This is a genomic window from Mycobacterium innocens (assembly GCF_900566055.1).
Classification (GTDB): Bacteria; Actinomycetota; Actinomycetes; order Mycobacteriales; family Mycobacteriaceae; genus Mycobacterium; species Mycobacterium innocens.
Window position 1 is genome coordinate 1 of sequence record NZ_UPHQ01000216.1, and the last position, 19,493, is coordinate 19,493.

24 protein-coding genes are annotated in these 19,493 nt (G+C 67.3%); 11 read left to right on the plus strand and 13 right to left on the minus strand.

What is annotated here, in order from left to right; all coding sequences use genetic code 11:
* On the plus strand, positions 1-472 hold a 472-nt coding region (locus tag EET03_RS20480; RefSeq protein WP_482805338.1), incomplete at its 5' end, for an Rv1157c family protein.
* Between the two features lie 112 nt (positions 473-584).
* Here the strand turns inward: EET03_RS20480 and EET03_RS20485 are convergent.
* The 4 genes from EET03_RS20485 to EET03_RS20500 form a co-directional block, all read right to left on the minus strand.
* The gene (locus EET03_RS20485; RefSeq protein ID WP_064774821.1) at positions 585-731 is read right to left on the minus strand and encodes a hypothetical protein; all 147 of its coding nucleotides are present in this window, start codon (positions 729-731) and stop codon (positions 585-587) included.
* Positions 728-1,309: an HhH-GPD-type base excision DNA repair protein gene (locus tag EET03_RS20490; RefSeq protein WP_075541464.1), complete on the minus strand. Its 582-nt coding sequence runs from the start codon at positions 1,307-1,309 to the stop codon at positions 728-730. The genes EET03_RS20485 and EET03_RS20490 overlap by 4 nt, the downstream gene beginning before the upstream one ends.
* 88 nt (positions 1,310-1,397) lie before the next feature.
* Entirely contained in the window at positions 1,398-1,571 is a 174-nt protein-coding gene (locus tag EET03_RS20495) for a DUF5302 domain-containing protein (RefSeq protein WP_099193698.1), read from the minus strand.
* A gap of 23 nt (positions 1,572-1,594) precedes the next feature.
* A complete protein-coding gene (locus tag EET03_RS20500; protein ID WP_063472888.1) occupies positions 1,595-2,038 on the minus strand; it encodes a PPOX class F420-dependent oxidoreductase in 444 nt (147 codons plus the stop codon).
* Positions 2,039-2,094: 56 nt separating this feature from the next.
* Here EET03_RS20500 and EET03_RS20505 point away from each other — a divergent pair, with 56 nt between their 5' ends.
* Entirely contained in the window at positions 2,095-2,610 is a 516-nt protein-coding gene (locus EET03_RS20505) for a DUF1697 domain-containing protein (protein WP_075541432.1), read from the plus strand.
* Complete coding sequence (locus tag EET03_RS20510) at positions 2,607-3,443, plus strand: class I SAM-dependent methyltransferase (protein ID WP_099193699.1); 837 nt, start codon at positions 2,607-2,609, stop codon at positions 3,441-3,443. The genes EET03_RS20505 and EET03_RS20510 overlap by 4 nt, the downstream gene beginning before the upstream one ends.
* A 4-nt stretch (positions 3,444-3,447) precedes the next feature.
* On the opposite strand, the gene EET03_RS20515 is transcribed toward EET03_RS20510, so the two are convergent.
* Positions 3,448-3,813: an Rv1152 family transcriptional regulator gene (locus tag EET03_RS20515; protein ID WP_036414293.1), complete on the minus strand. Its 366-nt coding sequence runs from the start codon at positions 3,811-3,813 to the stop codon at positions 3,448-3,450.
* Between the two features lie 37 nt (positions 3,814-3,850).
* Between EET03_RS20515 and EET03_RS20520 the strand changes: the two genes are divergently transcribed.
* Both EET03_RS20520 and EET03_RS20525 read left to right on the plus strand, forming a co-directional pair.
* Complete coding sequence (locus tag EET03_RS20520; protein WP_075541434.1) at positions 3,851-4,564, plus strand: NAD-dependent deacylase; 714 nt, start codon at positions 3,851-3,853, stop codon at positions 4,562-4,564.
* A gap of 123 nt (positions 4,565-4,687) precedes the next feature.
* Positions 4,688-5,008, plus strand: a complete 321-nt coding sequence (locus EET03_RS20525; RefSeq protein ID WP_075541435.1) for a hypothetical protein — start codon at positions 4,688-4,690, stop codon at positions 5,006-5,008.
* 66 nt (positions 5,009-5,074) lie between these two features.
* Here the strand turns inward: EET03_RS20525 and EET03_RS20530 are convergent, their stop codons facing one another.
* The 3 genes from EET03_RS20530 to EET03_RS20540 are packed head-to-tail and all read right to left on the minus strand — an operon-like array spanning position 5,075 to position 8,728.
* Positions 5,075-5,713: a class I SAM-dependent methyltransferase gene (locus EET03_RS20530; RefSeq protein WP_075541436.1), complete on the minus strand. Its 639-nt coding sequence runs from the start codon at positions 5,711-5,713 to the stop codon at positions 5,075-5,077.
* Complete coding sequence (locus EET03_RS20535; protein ID WP_075541465.1) at positions 5,710-6,399, minus strand: TetR/AcrR family transcriptional regulator; 690 nt, start codon at positions 6,397-6,399, stop codon at positions 5,710-5,712. Before EET03_RS20535 ends, EET03_RS20530 begins: the two co-directional genes overlap by 4 nt.
* A 7-nt stretch (positions 6,400-6,406) precedes the next feature.
* Entirely contained in the window at positions 6,407-8,728 is a 2,322-nt protein-coding gene (locus EET03_RS20540) for an MMPL family transporter (RefSeq protein ID WP_099193700.1), read from the minus strand.
* A gap of 265 nt (positions 8,729-8,993) precedes the next feature.
* Here EET03_RS20540 and EET03_RS32485 point away from each other — a divergent pair, with 265 nt between their 5' ends.
* Positions 8,994-9,125: a hypothetical protein gene (locus EET03_RS32485; RefSeq protein WP_023366671.1), complete on the plus strand. Its 132-nt coding sequence runs from the start codon at positions 8,994-8,996 to the stop codon at positions 9,123-9,125.
* A 132-nt stretch (positions 9,126-9,257) separates the two neighbouring features.
* On the opposite strand, the gene EET03_RS20550 is transcribed toward EET03_RS32485, so the two are convergent.
* Together EET03_RS20550 and EET03_RS20555 are read right to left on the minus strand one after the other, a co-directional pair.
* Positions 9,258-10,010, minus strand: coding sequence for a 3-hydroxyacyl-CoA dehydrogenase (locus EET03_RS20550; protein WP_063472894.1), 753 nt, complete (start codon positions 10,008-10,010; stop codon positions 9,258-9,260).
* A gap of 43 nt (positions 10,011-10,053) precedes the next feature.
* Positions 10,054-11,142, minus strand: coding sequence for a CaiB/BaiF CoA transferase family protein (locus tag EET03_RS20555; RefSeq protein ID WP_075541438.1), 1,089 nt, complete (start codon positions 11,140-11,142; stop codon positions 10,054-10,056).
* Between the two features lie 93 nt (positions 11,143-11,235).
* On the opposite strand from EET03_RS20555, the gene EET03_RS20560 reads away from it, so the two are divergent.
* Positions 11,236-12,045 carry an enoyl-CoA hydratase gene (locus EET03_RS20560; RefSeq protein WP_075541439.1) on the plus strand — a complete coding sequence of 270 codons (810 nt, stop codon included), beginning with the start codon at positions 11,236-11,238 and terminating at the stop codon, positions 12,043-12,045.
* A gap of 117 nt (positions 12,046-12,162) precedes the next feature.
* Complete coding sequence (locus EET03_RS20565) at positions 12,163-13,587, plus strand: DUF2867 domain-containing protein (protein ID WP_075541440.1); 1,425 nt, start codon at positions 12,163-12,165, stop codon at positions 13,585-13,587.
* On the opposite strand, the gene EET03_RS20570 is transcribed toward EET03_RS20565, so the two are convergent.
* The 3 genes from EET03_RS20570 to EET03_RS20580 form a co-directional block, all read right to left on the minus strand.
* Positions 13,550-14,266 (minus strand): CPBP family intramembrane glutamic endopeptidase, encoded by a 717-nt coding sequence (locus EET03_RS20570; RefSeq protein WP_075541441.1) that lies wholly within the window; start codon positions 14,264-14,266, stop codon positions 13,550-13,552. The two genes, EET03_RS20565 and EET03_RS20570, sit on opposite strands and share 38 nt — an antisense overlap.
* Positions 14,263-15,423 (minus strand): NAD(P)H-binding protein, encoded by a 1,161-nt coding sequence (locus tag EET03_RS20575; RefSeq protein WP_075541442.1) that lies wholly within the window; start codon positions 15,421-15,423, stop codon positions 14,263-14,265. The genes EET03_RS20570 and EET03_RS20575 overlap by 4 nt, the downstream gene beginning before the upstream one ends.
* Before the next feature lie 158 nt (positions 15,424-15,581).
* On the minus strand, positions 15,582-16,496 hold the full coding sequence (locus EET03_RS20580; protein WP_075541443.1) for a hypothetical protein: 915 nt from the start codon (positions 16,494-16,496) through the stop codon (positions 15,582-15,584).
* A 315-nt stretch (positions 16,497-16,811) separates the two neighbouring features.
* Here EET03_RS20580 and EET03_RS20585 point away from each other — a divergent pair, with 315 nt between their 5' ends.
* Genes EET03_RS20585 through EET03_RS20595 form a run of 3 tightly spaced genes read left to right on the plus strand, consistent with a single transcriptional unit; the run spans position 16,812 to position 19,372 of the window.
* Positions 16,812-17,858: a type III polyketide synthase gene (locus EET03_RS20585; protein ID WP_244232457.1), complete on the plus strand. Its 1,047-nt coding sequence runs from the start codon at positions 16,812-16,814 to the stop codon at positions 17,856-17,858.
* Positions 17,859-17,861: 3 nt separating this feature from the next.
* Positions 17,862-18,362, plus strand: coding sequence for an isoprenylcysteine carboxyl methyltransferase family protein (locus tag EET03_RS20590; protein WP_075541444.1), 501 nt, complete (start codon positions 17,862-17,864; stop codon positions 18,360-18,362).
* Positions 18,359-19,372 (plus strand): NAD(P)/FAD-dependent oxidoreductase, encoded by a 1,014-nt coding sequence (locus tag EET03_RS20595; protein ID WP_099193701.1) that lies wholly within the window; start codon positions 18,359-18,361, stop codon positions 19,370-19,372. Before EET03_RS20590 ends, EET03_RS20595 begins: the two co-directional genes overlap by 4 nt.
* Positions 19,373-19,493: the final 121 nt, after the last annotated feature.

A 19,493-nucleotide genomic window follows, 5' to 3' on the forward strand; every position in this document is an offset into this window, starting at 1 on the left:
CCCCGAAGCGGCCCCACCTGCTCCGGCCGCGGCTCCGGCGGCGGCCCCCGGATTCGGCCCCGACGCCCCGCCCACGCAGGACTTCATGTATCCCTCGATCGGCACGAATTGCCTGGCCGACGGTAGCAACGTGATCGCCACCGCGCTCTCGGTCGCGGGCCCGGCCAAGATTCCGTCACCCGGCCCGGGGCCGGGCCAGACGGCCTATGTGTTCACTGCCGTGGGGACCCCCGGACCCGCCGAGGTGCAGCGGCTGCCGTTGAACGTCACCTGGGTGAACCTGACGACCGGCAGGTCCGGCAGCGCCACGCTCAAGCCTCGGCCGGACATCAATCCGGACGGGCCGACCACGTTGACCGTGATCGCCGACACCGGTTCGGGCAGCATCATGTCGACGATTTTCGGTCAGGTCACCACCAAGGAACGGCAGTGCCAGTTCATGCCGACCATCGGCTCAACGGTGGTTCCCTAGCCTAGCTAGACCGGGTGCCGCCCCGGCATCGCGGCGGCGCCGGCTTACGGTTGGGCGCAACGACAACCCGGCGTGACTCGCCGCCGCGGCCGACAGCTGACGAGTCGCGACATCAGTACGCCATGAACAAGATTGCGTCGCGGTCGTACTCCAGGCCCGGATGAACGTCGGCAAGGTGTTTCTGGGTCAGCTCGACCAGCTCGTCCTCGTCCTTGCCGACGATGGCTTCGCCGCACGGACACGTTATGTGCGTTTTCACGTTGCCGCCTTTCCCTTAACTGAAGCCTTCATCTGTTTCCTGTGCGAGCGCACCTGCCCGAGCGAGCGGGCGTCGACGATATCGGCGACGGAGATATAGATGCCGGGTTGACCGTACGGTCCGGCGGCCTCCCGCCAGCCCGGCGGCGTCACGCCGTATTGCTTGCCGAGCAACGCCAGAAAGATCCGGGCTTTTTGCTCGCCGAAACCGGGCAGCCCCTTGAGCCGCCGCAGCAACTCGTTACCATCGGGATCGCCGGCCGTCCACACGGCGGCCGCGTCCCCGCCGTAGCGGTCCACGACGATCTGCGCGAGCGCCTGGATGCGCTTGGCCATCGAGCCCGGAAAGCGGTGTATCGCAGGCTTTTCCGAGCACAGTGCGACGAACTTTTCCGGGTCGTAGTCCGCTATCTCACCGGCGTCGAAGCCGCCCATCCGGTCGGCGATCTTCTTGGGCCCGGCGAACGCGGTCTCCAGCGGAACTTGCTGGTCAAGAAGCATGCCGACCAGCAGCGCGAACGGGTTGGAGTCGAGCAGCGCGTCGGCGGCCTGGTCCTGGGCAAGCTGCAGTTTCACCACCCACACAGTTTAGAACTCAACGGGCGACCCGCCGGCAGAGCATCGGTACAGCATCGAATTGGCTTGCCCGGCAGAGGCTTTGCCGTGACTAGCCGCTCTTGCGGCGGAATTCCCGTCGGCTCTCCAGCGGACCGTGGGCCCGCGGTTGCTTGGCGCCGCCGTCCTTGTGATCCGATCCACCCGCCGACTTGGCCAGCTTGCGGTCGAGGGCTTCGCGGAACTTGCGCTTGGTCTCGTCCTCGGGGGACTTCGATGCAGGCATACTCGGCAGCCTAACCCGGGTGTCTACCGTTTACCCGGCGGCAGACCGTAAACGTGCGAGATCGGCAGGGTCAGCACCACCCGCCGATCGGTGACCATCGCCTCGCGGTATTCGTCCCAATCCGGATGCTCGCCGGCGATGTTGCGGTACAAGGCGATTAGCGCCTCCACCGTGTCGTCGCCGGGCGCTGCCGCCGGCGGCGTCAGCTCCGCGGTGCCCTCGGCGACGGCATAGGACCATCCGTCGTCGGCATCGACCAGGATCGACGCCCGCGGGTCGCGGCGCAGGTTGCGCGTCTTGGCCCGCGGCTCGGTGATCGATACCTGAAACACCAATGTGCGCGGATCGAAGTGATACCGCACGTTGGACAGCTGGGGACGTCCGTCGCGTTTGATGGTGGCCAGCACTCCGAGGGAGTTGCCGCTGATCACGGCCAACAGTTTGTCGTCGAAGACGTGGCGTCCCATGCCCGAAAGCCTACGTTGCCTCGCGACGGTCCAAGACCACCTGGTGGAATCGGATCATGACTCGATACGCGGCATTCCTGCGCGGGGTCAATGTCGGGGGCGTCAACCTGAAAATGGCCGACGTGGCCGCGGCGTTGACCGACGCCGGGTTCGCCCACGTGCGCACCGTCCTGGCCAGCGGCAACGTCCTGCTGGAGGCATCCTTGGATGCCGCGCAGGTGCGCGCGACCGCGGAGGCCGCGTTGCGCGCGCGGTTCGGCTATGACGCGTGGGTGTTGGTCTACGACATCGACACCGTGCGCGCAATCGACGGGGGATACCCGTTCGACCGGGAGGTCGACGGATACCAGTCGCACGTCACGTTCGTCAGCGACCCCGCGGTGCTCGACGAGCTGGCGGCGCTGACAGCTGGCCCGGAGGAGAAAATCAGCCGCGGCGACGGCGTCGTTTATTGGCAAGTACCGAAGGGAAGCACTCTGGACAGCGCCATCGGCCAAACGATGGGAAAGAAGCGCTACAAGTCGTCGACCACCACCCGCAACCTGCGAACACTGGACAAGGTGCTGAAATGACCCCCTCCAACGAAGCCTCCCAGCAGAAGGTCACCCTCACCGGAGTCTCCGAGACCGCCTTATTGACACTGAATGCCAGGGCAGCGGAGGCCCGCCGCAGCGACCCGATCATCGAGGACCCGATGGCCATCGCCCTGGTCGATTCCATCGACTTCGACTTCGCGAAGTTCGGCCGCACCCGCCAGGACATCGCCTTGCGGGCCCGGGCCTTCGACGCCGCAACGCTGTCCTATCTGAGCCGACATCCATCGGCCACCGTGGTGGCGCTGGCAGAAGGTCTGCAAACCAGCTTCTGGCGTTTGGACGTGGCCCTTCTGGACGGCCGATTCCGTTGGCTCACAGTCGATCTGGCGCCGATCATCGCTATCCGTGCGGGGCTGCTGCCGACGCCTGCCCGGGTGTCGGTGTGCGCCCAGTCCGCGCTGGACTACAGCTGGATGGACTGCGTCGACTCATCCGCCGGGGTGTTCATCACCGCAGAGGGGCTGCTGATGTACCTGCAGCCCGAGCAGGCGCTGGCACTGATCAGCGAGTGCGCGAAGAACTTCCCGGGCGGCCAGATGCTCTTCGACCTGCCGCCGCGCTGGTTTACCCTCTTCAGCCGGCTCGGCATCCGGACGTCGCTGCGCTACAAGATTCCGCCGATGCCGTTCAGCCTGTCCGTCGCGCAGGCCGCGGATTTGGTGAACACGGTGCCGGGCATCCGCGCGGTTCGCGACGTGCCGTTGCCCACGGGACGCGGCTTGGTGTTCAACGCCGCGCTGTCGACGGTCTACCGCATGCCCGTCTTCGACGCGCTGCGTCCGTGCCTGACCTTGCTCGAGTTCGGCTGAGGCTTCAGTCGTCGGGCACGTTCGTGAGGTAACGCATGGCGTCGGACTTGGTCAGGCCCAGTGCGCGAGCGACTTCCACGTATTCCCTGGCTGCGGCGGCCATCGCCGCGTCGGTCGGGTCGAAGCGGGAGATGAAAGTACCGAAGCGCCCGCGCGTTTCGACGATCGCCGCCGACTCCAGCTCCCGGTAGGCGCGGGCCACCGTATTGGCGGCAACCCCGAGCTGGCCGGCCAGGTCGCGCACCGTCGGCAGCCGGGTTCCCGGTGGTAACGCACCGGCCCGCACCCCGTCGATAACCTGGGTCCTGAGCTGGTCGAACAGCGGCTTGCCCGCCTTCACATCGATCCGTAACCAGTCGCGCAGCTCCACCCACCCAGTATCTACCAAGCACGGCTATCTTTGTGGGATGCGAGTGACGGTGCTCAGCGGGGCGGGGATCTCGGCGGAAAGCGGCGTCCCGACCTTTCGTGACGACAAAAACGGATTGTGGGCCCGTTTCGACCCCTACGAGCTGTCCAGCACACACGGATGGGAGAGCAACCCCGAGCGGGTGTGGGGCTGGTATCTGTGGCGCCACTACCTGGTGGGCACGGTCGAACCCAACGAGGGTCATCGCGCGATCGCCGACTGGCAGAGCGCGGCCGACGTCACCGTCGTCACCCAAAACGTCGACGACCTGCACGAGCGTGCCGGCAGCACACCAGTGCACCACCTGCACGGCAGCCTTTTTGAATTCCGTTGTGCCCGTTGCGGTATGCCTTACACCGAGGCGCTGCCGGTGATGACCGAACCGGCTATCGAGGTGGAGCCGCCGGTCTGCCGCTGCGGCGGCCTGATCCGGCCCGACATCGTGTGGTTCGGCGAGGCGCTGCCCGAAGGGCCGTGGCAACATGCCGTCGAGGCGACCGAAGCCGCCGATGTGATGGTGGTGGTGGGGACCTCCGCGATCGTCTACCCGGCCGCCGGGCTACCGGAGCTGGCACTGGCACGCGGCATTCCGGTGATCGAGGTCAATCCTGAGCCGACACCGTTGTCCGGGAGCGCGACGATCTGTGTACGCCAGTCGGCGAGTCGGGCGTTGCCCGGGTTGTTGCAGCGGTTGCCTTCGCTGCTGGGTTAGCTTTCGGGTCGAGCCTGCGATAGTCGCATCGAAGCTACACACAGCTCGCGGTTCGCCCACAGGACCGCACGCTCAGCGCAGTTTCGGTGAGCCGACGTCGGCGAAGCGGGCGATTCTGCCGTCATGGCCAGCGAGGAACCATTTATCGGCAGCGAAGCGGTGCACAGCGGAACACTGCGGCCCCACCAGCTGCGTTCCCGATTCCGGTTGGCGTATCCCGACGTCTACGTCCGGCGCGATCAGCAACTGACGCTGCGGCACCGTGCGGTTGCCGCGTGGCTGTGGTCGCACCGCCGAGGCGTGCTCGCCCGGGCTCACCGCCGCCGCGAGGAGTTGAAGCGGCTCAGCTGGCTCGTCGTCCGAGTGGCGGCAACCGATAGTCCTGCCGACATCATTCGCCGGATCCGTGCTGCGTTGGAGTTTCGCGCGTCGAGCCTGCGATAGTCGCATCGAGCCTGCGCACAGATCGCCCCTCGCCCCACGGATCGCGCGCTGAGCGCAGTTTCGGGGTCAGGGCAACGGACGCCGCGCCCGGCCCAGCGCCAACTCTGAGACGGGCAACGGCGCCCACGCCGGCAATGTCCACTCCCGTCGTGCGGTGTCCACGTCGAATCCCGCCGCGACGATCGCCCGTTCGGTATCGCGATGGGTGTGGCAGTTGCCGGCCAGCCGCGGCCAGAACGTCGCGTCGACGAACTGCTGAAGCCGGCCCCGAACACCGGCGCTGGCTACGTGCTCGAGATACCGCAACTGCCCACCCGGCCGTAGCAATGAGTGCAGGTGTCGCAGCACCCCCACCGGGTCGTTCACCGAACAGAGCACCAGCGAGCAGACCACCGCGTCGAAGGGCTCCCCGGTGCTGAAGTCCTCCGCCGTATCGCCGGTCACCAGCACGGGAATTGGCGCATCGACGGCCGCGGCTCGGGCTTTGGCCGTCAAGTGCGGCTCCGGCTCCATGGCCACGACCTGTGTCACGGTCTGCGGGTAGTAGGCGAAGTTCGTCCCGACACCGGCACCGACTTCCAGTACCCGGCCCGACAGGCCGTCCAGATTCTCCCGGCGCAGGTCTCGTAGCGACTCGGCTTCGTGGGCGGCGATGACCGGCCAGATGCGGGCGAACAACGGGTGCTCGATTTTGGCGCCGGTCATACCGGGGCCGCTTCCGACGTGCGATGCTGCCGGACCCAATCGATCAGCTGCCGCGATGTTGCGCGCGGGCCGACCAGGCCGGCCACCATATGTCCGCACAGCACCGCGCTGAGCACCCGGTCGGCGAACGCTTCGACGTCGCCGAACGGCAGATGCGGTTTGGTGATCAACAGGGCGGCCACCCCATGCGCGGCGGTCCACAGCTCCAGGGCAATCATGGTCGGATCGTCGGTCCGGTAGACGCCCTCGTCCATCAGGGCCTGCACGGAGGCCCGCATGTGCTTGAACGCCGAACTGTCCAGGGCGATATCGACGTCGCTGCCCGAGCGCCACTCCCCCATGGTCGCAAGGCGATACAGCTGTGGGGTCTGCAGCGCGAACCGCACGTAGGCGAGGCCCTGCGCCCGTAGCACGTCGACGGTGGACGGTGGACCGATGGCCACCCGCTCCATTTCCGCATCCAGGCGGGCCAGGTAGCGTGCGCACACCGCGTCCAACAGCGCCTCTTTGTCCTCGAAGTGCAGATAGATGGACGGCGGTGTGACGCTCACGCGTTGGGCCACCGATCGGATCGAGACCGCCCGGGCCTGCCCTGTCTCCAGCAGCAATTCGGTGGCCGCGTCCAGGATTTCGCGGCGTAGCCGGTCCCCCGATCCGCGCGGGGCACGTGAGCGACGCAGGCCCATCGACACGTCAACCCTTACCCGTCAACGCTGCGGTGATCGCCGGCTCGTCACTGCGGCTCGTCGTCCCGGCCTCATGCTTGACCGCAGCGCCCTCGCCGATGCCAAACCGCTCGTGCAGCCACACCAACGGCTTGGGCGCCCACCAGTTCCAGCTGCCCATCACGTGCATGAAGGCCGGCACCAAGACCATGCGCACCAGGGTGGCATCGGCGGCCACCGCAAGGGTCAGGCCCAGACCGAACATTCGCATGAAGGACACATGTGCGGCGATCAGCGCGGCGAACGACATCGACATCACCAACGCCGCCGCGGTGATCACCCGCCCGGTACGCGCCACCCCGAGCGCCACACTCTCGTCGTTGGCGGCATGCGCTGCGGCCGGGTTCGGGGTTGCCGGACGGGCAGCCCCGGAAGCCAGCCAGTACTCGCGGATCCGGGCGACAAGGAACACCTCGTAATCCATGGACAGCCCGAAGGCGATGCAGAACAACAGCACCGGCATGTTCGCCACCAGCGTCCCGCTCGGGGTTGTGCCCAGCGCCCCCAGATGGCCGTCCTGGAAGATCCAGACCAGCGCGCCGAACGCCGCACTCAGCGACAGCACATTACAAACCAGCGCCTTGACCGGCAACACGACGCTGCCGGTGAGCAGGAACAGCAGCACCAGCGTGATGACGGCCATCAGGCCCAGCACCAGCGGGAGCCGATCGGTCACCGCATCGACGCTGTCCCGGTTGACCTGCGCCACGCCGGCCATCTCGACGGATCGCCCGGCCGGGCCGGCCACCTGGTGCAAGCGGGTGAGCTGGGTATCGGAGGGTTGGGAAAACAGCGGCGCGGTGCTGTTGACGGTCAGGAACGCGCTGCCGTCGGCAAACCCGGTGGCTCCCGCCGGCGGGCCCACCTTGTTCCCGCCGACGAACGTTCCGCTCGGGGCGGTCACCGACGACACGTCGGGTACCCGCGACAGGTCGGCGGCATAGCCGTCAAGGTCGGCCGGAGTCAGACCGCGGGCATCGGGGACGACGACCGGAACAGCCATCGCCAGGTCATGGGCGAAGTTCTTGCGCAGCTCATCACCCACCTGATGGGCAGAAGCCGTACGCGGGAGCACCCGGTCGTCCGGGAAACCCCACTTCACCGACAAGAACGGGAGTCCCAGCAGCACCAGCAGCGCGACCACCGCCAGACCGATCGGCAACCACCGGCGCATGACGAACTTGGTGGACCGATACCAGAACAGTTGCTCTACCGGCTTGTGCACCGGCTCGGGGCGACCCAGCATGCGGCGTATCAGGCGGCGAACGTCCAACGCGTCGAGGCGGGGACCCAGCAGCACGATCGCGGCCGGAGTGATCACGATCGACGCGGTCGCCACGAAGGCGACAGTTGCCACACCGGCGTAGGCGAACGACTTCAGGAAGTACATCGGAAACGCCACTGTGGCCGCCATCGACAACGCCACCGTGGTCGCCGAGAACAGGACCGTGCGACCGGACGTAGCCATCGTCCGGATCAGCGCCTCGTGCGGGTCACTGCCCTCGGCGAGCTCGTCGCGATAGCGGCTGATGATCAGCAGGGTGTAGTCGATGGCCAGGGCCAGACCCATTGCGGTGCTCAGGTTGAGGGCGAAGATCGACACATCGGTGGTGAACGTCACCAGTCGCAGCACCGACATCGAGCCGACCACGGCCAGGGCGCCCAGCGCCATCGGCAGCGCCGCTGCCAGCAGCCCACCGAAAACCCACACCAGCACCAGGAAGCTGAGCGGAATCGCGATCGCCTCCATCACCAGCAGGTCCGCTTGATTCTGCTTGTTGATCTGGGCGTACTCCATGGCCGACCCGCCCGCGCGGACGGTGACACCGTCACGGTCGTGGACAATTTCGTCGGCCAGCGTCTGGGCGTTCTTCTGCGCGTTGTTCTCGCCGCCCTTGATGTTGACCACGATCAACCCCGACTTGCCGTCGGTGCTGACCAGGTCGCCAGAGGCCTGCGGCGGCCCCGTCCACGGTGATGTCGCGTTGTAGACCAACGGCGACCGCTGCAGCTGGCCGACGACGTCGGTACCGACCGTGCGAGCGGCCTCGCTGCCGACCCCGGCCGGAGCGGTCACCAAGATCAGCATCTGCTGCCCGCTCTGGCCGAACTTGTTGGTCAGCACGGTGATGGCACGTGCCGATTCAGAGTCGGGGTCCTGGAAACCCCCTGGCGACAGGCTGTTGGCGACCGGTATGCCGAAGACCGCTGCGGCCAGGAACACCAGCAACGCAACTCCGATGATTCGGCGCGGCGCCGCTATGGCGAGTCGTGCGATCCCCTGCAACATGGTGCGTCCCCTCCAGCGCCGGCGCTGGCCGTCCCCGAGCGGCCCACCGTATCCGCGGTAACTTATCAGCGGTAACTTACAGGCGTCAAACAACGCCTGCCCTACTCACGAACCGGGGTACCGCTACGGTTCACCGGGAGGCGAAAGCGCCGCCTGAACGGCATTCATTTCCCGGCCGCGACACCCTACCCACCGGTAAGAATTGCCACCATTTTCCGAATCGTGACTCAGCGATTCCTTAAGGCTGACTCCTACGCTCAGTGACATGTGGATCGACGACTCGAGTGCCGACGTCATCAAAGCCGACTTCGAGGCTCTCTACCACGGCGACATGCTGGTGGAAGGCGAGACCTCCGAGCAGCTCGAAGACTGGCACCCGCTGCCTACGGCAAGCTGAGGCACACCATGGGCATGCTTGCACGGTTACTCATTGCCGAACCTGCCATCAGTAGATGGTTTCGCCGATAACTGAATGCTTTTCCCCTACGTGAGCCCCCCGCAATTGCGGGGGGTTTTCCGTTTCCGGCCGTTAGCGTGGCGCCATCCGGATGGCGCCGTCCAGACGGATGACTTCACCGTTGAGCATCGGGTTTTCGATGATGTGCACGGCCAGCGCCCCGTACTCATCGGGGTTGCCCAGACGCGACGGATGCGGCACCTGCTTGCCCAGCGACTCCCGCGCCGGTTCCGGTAGGCCGGCCAGCAGCGGGGTGTCGAAGAGTCCGGGCGCGATGGTCATCACCCGGATCAGGTGGCTGGCCAGGTCGCGGGCGATCGGCAGGGTCATGCCGACCACGCCGCCCTTGGACGCCGAGTAGGCGGCCTGTCCGATCTGGCCGTCGAACGCCGCCACCGACGCGGTGTTGACGATGACGCCGCGCTCTTCCCCGATCGGTTCCGTCTTGGCCATCCGCTCCGCGCCCAACCGCAGCACGTTGAAGGTGCCGACCAGGTTGATGTCCACGACCTTGCGGAACGCGGCCAACGGGAAGACACCGTCGCGGCCCAGCACGCGCACCGCGTTACCGGTGCCAGCGCAGTTGACGACGATGCGCAGCGGCCCCAGCGATTCCGCCAGATCCAGCGCAGCGCTCACGGCGGCCTCGTCGGTCACGTCGGCCTGCGCGAACCGCGCGCGATCACCGAGCTGGGCCACCACATCGTCGCCTTTGAGGTCCAGCACCACCACCTGCGCCCCCGCATCCAGCAGCCGCTTGGTGGTGGCCAGTCCCAGTCCCGATGCGCCCCCGGTAACGACGGCTACGGCGTCCCTGATTTCCATGCGAGTCCTTTCGCCGAGCACCCGACCTACCGGTTGGTCGGGACTATACCCAGTCCTCGAGAACCGCTTCGATGCCGGTCACCGGCGCCACGGGCGGCCGCGGTTGATCCGGCACGGTGCGCGAGAACCGCGGCGCCGGTCGCGGCTGCAGGCCGCCGTTCACGTCGTAGAAGGTGTTCCGCTGGGCGATATGCGGGTCGGTCTGCACCTCGCCGAACGCCAGCACCGGCGTCACGCAGGCATCGGAGTCGGCGAACACCTTGGCCCAATGGTCACGGTCGCGCCGGCCGAACGCGTCGGTCAACACCGCCCGCAGTTCGGGCCACCGGGTCACGTCGTTTTGCGGTGGCAAGTCGGCCGCGTCCAGACCCAGCCCCGCCAGCATGGCGGCATAGAACTGCGGCTCGATGGCACCCACGGCGACATGGCGGCCGTCGGCGCACTCGTAGGTGTCGTAGTAGGGCGCGCCGCCGTCGAGCATGTTGGTGCCCCGCACGTCGGTCCACATCCCGGTGGCGCGCATCGCCCACATCATCTGCACCAGCACGCTGGAGCCGTCGACCATCGCCGCGTCGATGACCTGACCTTTACCGGAGCTCTGGCGTTCCCAGAGTGCGGCCAGGATGCCGACGAGCAGGAACATCGAGCCGCCGCCGAAGTCGCCGACCAGGTTCAGCGGCGGCACCGGACGTTCGTCGACCCGGCCGATGGCGTGCAGGATGCCGTTCAGCGAGATGTAGTTGATGTCGTGACCGGCCTGCTGGCTGCGCGGCCCGGTCTGACCCCAGCCGGTCATCCGGGCGTAGACGAGCCGGTCGTTGACTTTGACGCAGTCTTCGGGGCCCAGACCCAACCGCTCGGTGACGCCGGGGCGGTAGCCCTCGATCAGCACGTCGGCCTTGGCGACGAGTTTGAGGACGAGTTCGCGTCCTTGGTCGGACTTCAGGTCAGCGGTGACGATGCGCCGGCTGCGCAGCATGGCGTCGTTGGCTGCGCCGCCGACGGCAGCAGCTGACGGGCGGTCGATGCGCACCACGTCGGCACCCAGATCCCCCAGGATCATCGCGGCGTGCGGACCCGGCCCGATCCCCGCCAGCTCGACAACGCGCAACCCGTTCAGCGGTCCTGCCATTGATCTACCGACCTTTCGTCTGCGGTGACGTCGTTCGCATCTTCGCAGCCGGCCGCGACAGCCGTGCAGTTGCGGTCACCTAAGGTGAGGCCCATGCCGCCGCAGGACGGGATCGACACGCTGGCGCCAGTCGCGGGACTTGACGTCAAGCTGGCCGACGGTGTGCTGTCGGTGACCATCGACCGGCCGGCGACGCTGAATTCCCTGACGGCGGCGGTGCTGGCGGGCATCGCCGATGCGATGGAGCACGCGGCCACCGATGCGCGGGTACGGGTGGTGCGCTTGGGCGGCAGGGGCCGCGGCTTCAGTTCGGGGGCCGGGATGAGCGCCGAGGATGTGGTCCGCGGCAAGTCCCGCACCGAAACCATCGCGGAGATCAACCGGGCGATCCGGGCCATCACGGCGCTGCCGCATCCGGTGGTCGCCGTGGTACAGGGCCCGGCCGCCGGGGTCGGGGTTTCCCTTGCCCTGGCGTGTGACCTCGTATTGGCTTCTGACGAAGCATTTTTCATGCTGGCGTTCACCAAAATCGGGTTGATGCCCGACGGCGGAGCATCGGCGTTGGTGGCCGCCGCGGTCGGCCGCATCCGGGCCATGCGGATGGCGCTGTTGCCGGAGCGATTGCCGGCCGCCGAGGCGCTGTCGTGGGGCCTGGTCAGCGCGGTCTATCCGGCCGAGCACTTCGAAAGGGAAGTGGATCAAGTCATTTCGAGGTTGCTGGCGGGGCCGGCGGTCGCGTTCGCCAAGACCAAGGACGCGATCAACGCGGCCACTCTTACCGAGTTGGACCATGCTCTCGAACGGGAGTTCGCGGGGCAGTCGATGCTGTTGCGATCACCCGACTTCGCCGAAGGCGCAAGGGCATTCCAGCAGCGCCGCACGCCGACCTTCACCGACCTCTGATTGCCGTTGCGAGTGGGCCGGACGGGGCGGCGTCCCGACTCCGGGACGAAGTGGCAATCCTTACCGGCGGCGGCTCCGAATAACGGTGGACAACGAAAAAGACCCCCGGAGATTCCATTGTCGGCTGGACAGGTCAACTGCCTCGTTACTGGAGCGACCGGCTATATCGGTGCCCGACTGGTGCCGCACCTGCTGGACAAGGGCCATCGAGTTCGCGCGTTGGCCCGCGACCCGAACAAGCTGGCGGGCGTGCCGTGGCGGGACCGGACCGAGGTGGCCCGGGGCGACCTCGGTGACGTCGATTCGCTCATCGCAGCTTTCGACGGGGTCCAGGTGGTGTATTACCTGGTCCATTCGATGGGCACCGCCAAGAACTTCGCCGTCGAGGAAGCCAGGGCAGTGCGCAACGTCGTGGAAGCGGCCCGACGAGCCGGAGTACGGCGCGTGGTGTATCTCGGCGGTCTACATCCCGACGGACGCCACCTCTCGCCCCACCTCGAGTCGCGCAAAGCGGTAGGCGAGGCTCTGATCCAATCCGGTATCGAGACCGTCGTACTGCAAGCCGGCGTGGTGGTCGGATCGGGATCGGCGTCGTTCGAAATGATCAGGCACCTCACCGACCGGTTGCCGGTGATGACCACGCCGAAATGGGTGCACAACCGAATTCAGCCGATCGCCGTTCGGGACGTGCTGTACTACCTGGTCGCGGCGGCCACGGTGGACCTGCCGTCATCTCGGACCTGGGACATCGGCGGTCCCGACGTCTTGGAGTACGGCGACATGATGCGGATATATGCCGAGGTCGCCGGACTGCACCGGCGCTACCTGTTGGTGCTACCTTTTCTGACGCCGCGCATTGCCAGCCTGTGGGTCGGCACGGTGACGCCGATCCCGTCCGGCCTGGCGCGCCCATTGATCGAGTCGCTGGAATGCGATGCGGTGATGCGCAACTCGGATATCGACACCCTCGTCGCGCCGCCACCGGGCGGGCTGACCGGCTACCGCCAGGCGGTTACGTTGGCGCTCGCGCGCGCGGCCCGCGGACTGCCGGACGCGACCTGGGACTCGCTGCACCCCGAGCCCGCTGACCTGCTGCCCAGCGACCCGAAGTGGGCCGGCGAAATCGTCTACAACGATGTCCGCACCGCAGTGACCACCGCCGAACCCGAACACATCTGGGCGTCCGCTCAAAACGCCGCCAACAGTGGCCGGTGGTACTCATTGGCCTTGGCGCCGCGATGCCGGCGCTCGCCGCAGCGGTGGACGGTGGCAGAACGCAACGCGACCACATTGCGGCTGGCCACGGCCACCCGATTGCCCGGGCCGGCGTGGCTGGAGATCACGGTCACGCCCCGGCGAACCGACGGCAGCAGGTACACGCAACGGGCGATTGTCTTTCCCCGCGGCATCCCGGGGCGGTTGTACTGGTCGGTGCTGCGCCCGCTCTACACCACCGCGCTGCGCGCGCTGGCACATGACATCATCGCGTCGGCCGGGTGGCGATCTAGACGCCGAACAACGGCGGCAACGCGAGCACCATGATCAGGCCCCATACGACATGGGTCAGGATCGGTGCCAGCACACCGCCGGTGAAACGCCGCTCCCACGCACCCACCGTTCCCAGGATGACCGCGGCGAATCCGAGCATCGGGTTGCCGGTGGCCATGATGGCCGCGACGTACACAAGGGTGGACAGCAGTGCCGGATAGAACCGGCCCAGGGCGGTGTAGAGCGCACCGCGGAAGAACATCTCCTCGGCGACGCCATTGACCAAGGTGATCAGCACCACCAGCACAGATCCGTGCTCGGCAAATCGCAGCACCCGGACGGTCAGCTCGGACACGGCCGGGATTTCCCTGGTGACCAAGCCGCCCAGGACAAACACGCCACCAAGAACCAGCCCCACCGTGGTCCCGGTGATCACCGGGCGCTGGTTGCGCCCCCGCCAGCAGAAGCCGCCGAGATGCAACGGTCCTGACGCCAGCGCCCCGACGGCCCATATCACAGCCAGAGCCAGGGTCAGCCAGTGAAACGTCGACTCCCCGGGCCGGCGACTCATCGACAGCCCCAGCACCGCCGCCCCGATCAGCAGCACCACGCAGACCACGATGCGCCGGCGCAGCACCACCTTGGGTGACTCGTGATGCGGCACTGCGACATTGGTCATCGCGCGGCGAAGGTCGTGGATCGCCCGGGGGCGGGGTGCGGTGGACTGGCTCATGCGGACAGAACTTTCGGAGTCAGGGTGGTGAGGATGTCCAGACTAGTTCGCAGCGCGCCGGCAAGCGGGCCGGGGACGACATTCAGCAGCCTCAGCGTGGGTCGTGCGACGGGTGGCGTCACCGCGCACGCGAGCCGCCGGATGCGCAACGCATCACCACCGGCCCAGGAGGGGTCGGAATCCGCGAGGCAATGGGGATCGGCCAGCGCATTGATCGGAGCCGGCGGCGCATGCGGGGCGTCGGCCAGGGCCAGCGCGACGGCATCCTCGATGCCGAGCAAACCTCCCGGCGGATCGGGCACCCGGTCTCGCAGGCCGCTGGCCGAGGCCCGCATCGGGTGATCCAGTGATTCGACCAGGTCCGCGGCCAGGCCCGGCGGAATGGGCAGCGCGGCCGCCGTGATGCGCGACGTTATCGCGGTGTCGAGCCTGTTGCCCACCGGCACCGCCGCGTGCCATCTGCCGGAAATGCGGGCGTACACCTCGAGCAGCCGTCGGTAGGACGTGGTGTCGGGGCCGCAAATGTCGTAGGCGCCCGCTGGTACCCGGTCGGTGTCGGCCGCGGCGACCAGGTAATGCAGCACATCTCGAACGGAGATCGGGTCGATCGGATTGTCCATCCAGTTCGGCATCGGCATGACCGGGAAGCGGTCTCCGACATAGCGCAACATCTCGAACGACGTCGAACCCGCGCCGATGATGACCGCGGCGCCCAGCCATACCAGTTCCGGGCCGTCCTCCACGGCCAGGGCCGTGGCCACTTCGGCCCTGCTGGTCAGGTGCTGAGACAGCGCCTCGTTTTCGGGGGCGTCGGGCACGAAGCCGCCCAGGTAGACGATGCGCCGCACCCCGGCAGCGCGGGCGGCGACGGCCACGTTGGCGGCCGCGGCGTTGTCGCTGTCGCGGAAGCCCGGCTGACCGATCCCATGGACTAGGTAGTAGACCACGTCGACGTGACCCGCGGCGGTCATCGCCGCGTGTGCCGACGCGGGGTCGGAGGCGTCGAGCAGCACCGGTGTCACGTCGTCGAACCAGCCCAACCGTAACAGTCGGGCCAGGCTCCGGCTCGCGGCCAGGACTTCGTGGCCGTCGGCGACCAGCGCTGTCACGAGACGCGACCCGACGTAGCCGGTGGCGCCGGTGACCAGAATCCGCATGACATCCAAGCTAGCCGCGCAACGGCGTCGGCACCGGAACGGCCGTCAAGCATGGTCGAACCGATCACCTCGAGCGTGATGTGCCCGCAGTCATCAACACGCCAACCCAGACAACGGGTGTGGATGCATTAGGTGCAACGATCGCCTGGTTTGCTCGACTACATCGCGCCCAAGCCGCGACGGCCGCGGAAGCTGCCGCGTTTCGCGTCGATCACTTCGATGGTGAAGCCGTGGCGGGCCAGCCGTTGCCGGAATAGCTCTGCGCTCACTTGACGACGCAGCCTCGTACCGGTCTCGCGGGAAAACACGCGGGCCTGCGGAAGGATAATGGCCGGTGTCGCGTCACCGGCAGAGGTGAACCGGATCGTCGTTCCATCGGCAGTGACGGCCGCATAGTCGTATTCGAGGTCGTATTCGAGCAGCTGGCCCCACCCGCGCGGGCCGCGGACTGAAATCGAAGCATCGGGTTCCACCCGAAACTCGCATCCCCGTTTGACGAGCGGAACGAAATTCCACCAGAGGAGCAGGAGACCCGGCACGACCAGGACAAACAGGGCGTAGGCATGGGTATGTTCCAGGTGGGCGTCATAGGACCAGCCGCTGAGCGCTTCGGACGTCCAGCCCGCAACGAAGGTCCCGATGTCGGTCAGCACGTCATGGACGGTCGCGCGACCGGTGGACAGGTCGCAGACGATTGCGCCGATGGCGCCACTGCCGCCAACCGTGAGGGCCACACCGATCAACAGCAACCCCCAGTTCGTCCGGGAAACAAAAGTCCCGTGCACGTCGGCCGCTTCGTCCATCGCCACCAGGGCCCCGCCCAGCGGCGTGGCCAGGCACCAGGCGCTGATGCCGATCGCCGCAGCCAGCGCCAACAACTCCAGCGGACCGAAGGATTCGCGGTCGCAGTTGGCGATCGCCAGGCCCAGGAAGGTTAGCCAGGCCACCCATCGCAACGCGCGTTGCCAACCGGCAACGCGCCTCGCCGGGGTCGATTCATCCTCCCCCGTGTCGGGCATGTCGTCGTCGATCTGGTCCGGTTGGTCCCCGTCACATGGCTCCTGGTCGGCCATCCGGGGATCGTAGCGTCAGCGGGGATTGGCAGCCGGCTATCTCTGTCCAGTGGCTGGTTCCTGCTCGCCGGCACCGGGGGCAACTGGCGTCGCGACAGGGGCAGTGGGGGCAGCGGCCTTCTGGTGCCGCCGGTGCACCGGGCTGGCTGGCCGGCTTTGACCCCTTGGGCATCGCTACAGGTCGGCTATCTTATTTTGCGAACTCTGAACCGATCCGGCAGCGGCGACGTGACTCCCCACATGAATACATTCACAGGGGGTAGGCCGGCGTGCCTCGGTGCGCAGGCGCCGGCGGCCGATCGGACATCGACGACAATGAGCCCGTCGGTAGCCGGCGTGGCGGTGACATTCCCACAACACCGGTACAGCCAGGACGAAACCATCGGTGCGCTGACGACCTTTGCCGGCCCGGAGTTTCGCCGGTTCGCCAATAGCAGCGGAGTCACCGCACGCCATACCGCGCTGCCGTTGTCACGCTACGGCCATCTGAGCGGCTTCACCGAAGCAAACGACGCCTGGGTCGACGTCGCCCTCGACCTGGGTGAGCGGGCACTGCTGGCGGCGTTCGATGACGCCAGGGTCAAGCCCGCGGATGTCGATGTCATCTTTTCGACGACGGTGACCGGGCTGGCCGTGCCGACCCTGGAAGCGCGATTGGCCACCCGGGTGGGGCTGCGCCAGGACGTCAAACGCATTCCGCTGTTCGGGTTGGGCTGCGTGGCCGGCGCCGCCGGGGTAGCGCGCGTGCATGACTATCTGCGGGGCTTCCCCAACCAGGTCGCAGCGCTGCTGGCGGTGGAACTGTGCTCGCTGACCGTTCAGCGTGACGACCACTCGGTGGCCAATCTCGTCGCGTCCAGCCTGTTCGGTGACGGCGCCGCCGCGGTCGTCGCGACCGGCGCCGAGCTGGCTTCCGGATTGCGGGCCGGGCCCAGGCTACTGGCCAGCCGCAGCCGCACCTATCCCGACACTGAGGACGTACTGGGCTGGGAGATCGGCAGTGACGGGTTCCGGATCGTGTTGTCCGTCGAGGTGGCGACCGTCGTGGAGAAATACGTGGCCGACGATATCCGCAATTTCCTGGGCGACCATGGTCTGACCACCGCAGACGTGTCGACGTGGGTGCTGCACGCGGCCGGGCCCAGGGTCATCGACGCCGTCGAGAATGCGCTCGAGCTACCCGTTCACGCCCTGGATCGCACCCGAGACTCATTGCGCGACAATGGCAACCTGTCGTCGGTGTCGGTGCTGGACGTGCTTAGGGCCACCATGGCCGATCCGCCGCCGCCACCGGGATCGTTTGGGATCATGATCGCCATGGGCCCGGGTTTTTCTTCCGAATTCGTACTGCTCGGCTGGTAGCCGATGTATTACCTGCTGATCCTGGCCGTCGGCATGGAACGACTGGCCGAGCTGATCGTGGCCAGGCGCAACGCGCGCTGGTCTTTCGCCCAGGGCGGCAAGGAGTTTGGGCGTCCCCACTACGTGGTGATGGTCATTCTGCACACCGCGCTGCTGCTCGGCTGCCTCGTCGAACCCTGGGCTTTGCACCGGCCGTTCATCCCGTGGCTGGGGTGGCCGATGGTCGGTGTGCTGGTGTTGAGCCAGGGCCTGCGCTGGTGGTGCGTCAAGTCGCTGGGACGACGCTGGAACACCAGGGTCATCGTGCTGCCGCACGAGCCGTTGGTGCGGCGGGGGCCCTACCGGCTGATGCACCACCCGAACTATGTTGCAGTGGTGGCCGAAGGGTTCGCGCTGCCGATGGTGCACACCGCATGGCTGACCGCGCTCGGTTTCACCGTGGCCAACGCCATGTTGTTGACGGTGCGCCTGCGGGTGGAGAACTCCGTCTTGGGCTATTCATGACCTACGACACCGACCTGCTGATCGTCGGCGGCGGCCCGGGAGGTCTCGCCACGGCATTACACGCACGCAGGCACGGACTTTCGGTCATCGTCGCCGATCCCCGGGAGAGCCCGATCGACAAGGCCTGCGGCGAGGGACTGATGCCCGGCGGTCTGGCCGAACTGACAGCGCTCGACGTCGACCCGGCCGGCATGCCGTTCCACGGCATCGCCTACGTCAGCGAAAATCGCCGCGCCGAGGCGCGGTTTCGCAGCGGTCCGGGCCGCGGTGTGCGGCGCACCACGTTGCACGCGGCGTTGGCGGCGCGGGCCAAAGAACAAGACACCGAATGGATTCGGACCCGGGTGACCGGTGTGTCGCAGGACGCCCACGGTGTGACGGCCGCCGGTGTGCGCGCGAGGTGGCTGGTGGCGGCCGATGGATTGCACTCGGGGGTGCGGCGGGCGGTCGAAATCACCGCGACGGCGGGTAGCCCACGGCGCTACGGGGTGCGCTGGCATTACCGGGTGCCGGCGTGGTCGGAGTTCGTCGAAGTGCACTGGTCGCGCTGGGGTGAGGCGTACGTGACGCCGGTGGAACCGGACCTGGTGGGCGTGGCGATCCTGTCCCGTCGGCGTCCCGAACTTTCGTGGTTTCCCTGGCTTTCCCATCATTTGCAAGACGCCGAACCCGGGCGCGCACGCGGCTGCGGCCCACTGCGGCAGGTGGTGTCCCGCCGCGTCGCCGGGCGGGTGCTGTTGGTGGGCGACGCGGCCGGCTACGAAGACGCCCTGACCGGTGAGGGCATCAGCCTCGCCGTCAAGCAGGCGGCCGCGGCCGTCCAGGCCATCGTCGACGACGCACCCGCGTCGTATGAGGCTGCCTGGCACCGGGTTACCCGCAACTACCGGTGGCTCACCCGGAGTCTGGTGCTGGCCAGCACGCCTTACCCGGCACGCCGGGCCATCGTGCCGGCTGGTGCGGTGCTGCCCTCGGTTTTCCGGTGGGCGGTTAACACGCTTGCGCAGTGAACGAGCGCGGGGGGCAGGTTGGCCACATCCGCAACATTGGTCTCTTCGGGTGGGGGCTGCTCGCTTGCCCGGCTATGCGCGACAACGAACGGTGTCGCGCATAGCCGGGCAATTGAGACTG